Here is a 2,864-nt window from a genome sequence, read left to right as displayed (position 1 = left end):
GGTACAAGAACCACCATCCCAAGCCGGTGGTGGAGGTGCCGCAGCGGCGCAGCATCTGTGAGTCGATCTTGTCTTACTGCATCGGTTGCGTGTTCGGTAGATACAGTCTCGACGAGCCAGGTTTGATTTACGCGAACAGCGGCAATATCGGATTCGATATTGGCAGGTACAACAGACTTGTCGTCGACGCCGATGGGATTTTGCCGATTACGGACGAGCGCTGGTTTGAGGGCGAAGCAGCGAGCCGTGTGCGCGAGTTTCTTGGAGCGGTTTGGGGCATTGAATCACTTGAAGGCAACATGGCTTGGCTAGCGGAGAGCCTTGGCGCCAAGAGCGGTCAACCACCCGATCAGGCTATTCGTCGCTACTTGTCCGACTACTTTTACAAGGACCACCTGCAAGCCTACAAAAAGCGCCCAATCTATTGGCTCTTCACTAGCGGCAAGCAGGGTGCCTTCCAGGCGCTGGTTTACCTGCACCGCTACAACGAAGGGACCTTGGCCCGCATGCGTGCTGAATACGTGGTGCCTTTGATCGCCAAGATGGTGTCGCGGCTGGACATGTTGGAGAAGGACGTGGCTGCAGCCTCGTCGGCGACAGCCCGCACTAAGCTGCAGAAGCAGATCGAGGCACTGCGCAAGAAGCAGATCGAGCTGCTGGCCTACGACGAGAAGCTGCGCCACTACGCCGACATGCGCATCACGCTGGACCTGGACGACGGCGTGAAGGTGAACTACGCGAAGTTCGGCGACTTGGTCGCCGAGTCCAAGGCCATCACGGGCGGCAGCGATGAGTAGTGCTCCCGTGTTCCTCGCAGCCCTGACCCGCCTTTTCCAGGAGGGCAATGCCCTAGTCTTCTGGAATGACGCCAGTGGGGAATTTGCGCCCCAGATCGATGCCATCAACATTGAGGGCGTGCGGGTGCTGCGGCTGGATTGCACGCCTACGCTGCAAGCCAAGATCTCGATCGAGCGTGGGGTCGGTTGTCGTTGGTTGATCTACGCGCCGTTCGACGAGCCTGAACCCGCGCAAGACTGGCTGCTAGACGCGAGGCTGCGCGGCAAGCCCTTCAGTGCCGACACAGCGTCGATCCAGTTGGAGGAACTGGGCCTTGGCACACGGTCGCTGCGCGATCACCTAAAGCTGCGCGCCAAGTTCCTGCGGGCACGCGATCGCTTCGATCGCGTCAAGCGCTGGGTACAACCAACCGACACAGCGTACGATCTAGACCGCAAGATGATCGCGGCCGTGACCCGCGCCGAGACGGCGGATCCTTCCGCGGTTCTGCTCAAGGTCTTCGCCGCCCTGGTGGCTGAAGGCGGTGACTTGGGTGCCAGGCCCAAGGTGATGGACGAGCTGGCCAGCTTTGACCTGGAGCCCGCTTTCTGGGCGATGGCAGAGCGTGAGCTGGGCTACCGCGAACCCGGTGAGGAACCCCCCAACCTGCGCGGCTTGCTCTACCTCTTGTTCGTCACCGACTTCTGCAGTGGCGTACGCGGCGTGCAGGCATCGTTGGCGCACTTCGTGATCGGCGAGCGGGTCAAGGCGGCAAACGCCTCTGTGTTCGCCAGCCGTTGGCGCACCGACATGGCCAACTACCGAAGCTACGACGTGCTGTCGGGCTGGGTAGCTGAGGAGCTAAAGATCGGCAGCATCCTGGGGCCCATGCAGGCCGAAGAGCTGGCGGATGCGATGACCTTCGAGGCCATCGAGAAGCGCGTGATCGGCGATTTGAAGGCCCGCATCATCGCGGGCGGTGGCGCCAACATGGACTCGGTGCGCGACCTCATCGCGCGGCGGCGTGACGGCCACTGGGCCAACCCGCTGCTGGCTGGCGCCAACGACGCCACGCGCGCCCTGGCGGCCAGCTACGACGCGCTGGAGGCCGCGGCCGGCTTCTTCGAGTTGCAGGCCACGCATGTGCAGGGCTTCAGCTTTGCGGACGCGGGCATCGCTTTCCAGGCCTACCGGACGGAGCTGTTCCGCTTCGACCAGCTATACCGATGGTTCATGCGCGCGTCAGAGACGGTGGAGCCCATGGGCTGGTCTCTGCTGCACGAACTGCGCGACCGCATGGAAGATGCCTACTCGGGCTGGTTCATCGGCCAGCTTGCCTCGGCCTGGGGGGCGGTGGTGGAAGGGCCGGCCGGTTTGCTGGCGAAGTGGAAGCTCGACGAGGTCGTCAACCAGCAGCACTTCTACGCACGCCATGTGGCGCCAGCCTTTGATGGCGGCGCCAAGCGGGTGTTCGTGGTCATCTCCGATGCTTTCCGCTTCGAGGCGGCGGCCGAACTGGTGGATGAGTTGAACAGCCGCAGCCGGCTGAAGGCCCGTCTTGAGGCCATGTTGGGCGTGCTGCCCAGCTACACGGCACTGGGAATGGCCAGCCTGCTGCCGCACCAACGCCTGGCCTACAAGGGCAACGCCTCGCTGGACGTGACGGTGGATGGCCAGCCGTCTTCCACGTTGGAGCAGCGCTCGGCCATATTGGCGGCACAGGGTGGCGTCGCCATCGGCCGTGACGCGTTGATGGAGAAGGGCAAGGACAAGGGCCGCGAGTTCGTCAAGCCGCACAAGGTGGTTTACGTCTATCACGACCTGATCGACATGATCGGCGACAAACGTGGTTCCGAGACCAAGACCTTCGAGGCCACGGCGAACGCCATCAAGGAGTTGTCGGAGCTGGTGAGCTTCATCGTCAACAACCTGAACGGCTCCACCATCTTCGTGACTGCCGACCATGGCTTCATGTACCAAGAGTCGGCTCTGGACGAGGCGGACCGGCACACCGTGGAAGAAGGCATGCCGGGGGTGTTGAAGCCCAAGAAGCGCTACATCCTGGGCCGCGGCATGTGGCCGATGCA

Annotated in this window: 1 protein-coding gene and 1 pseudogene; both read left to right on the top strand. The window is 62.7% G+C overall.

Translation table 11 applies throughout. The features are described 5' to 3' along the window. A pseudogene (locus AC1DYI_RS31540) lies at positions 1–797 on the top strand (BREX-1 system adenine-specific DNA-methyltransferase PglX); the annotation flags it as partial. Next, a partial coding sequence (gene pglZ, locus AC1DYI_RS31535; RefSeq protein WP_477208057.1) for a BREX-1 system phosphatase PglZ type A occupies positions 790–2,864 on the top strand: 2,075 nt, incomplete at its 3' end. The pseudogene AC1DYI_RS31540 and the gene pglZ, both read left to right, overlap by 8 nt.

Source organism: Ideonella sp. P3_A4 (assembly GCF_056403075.1).
Note: the sequence above shows the minus strand (reverse complement) of the source record. Positions and strands in the feature narration are given on the sequence as shown.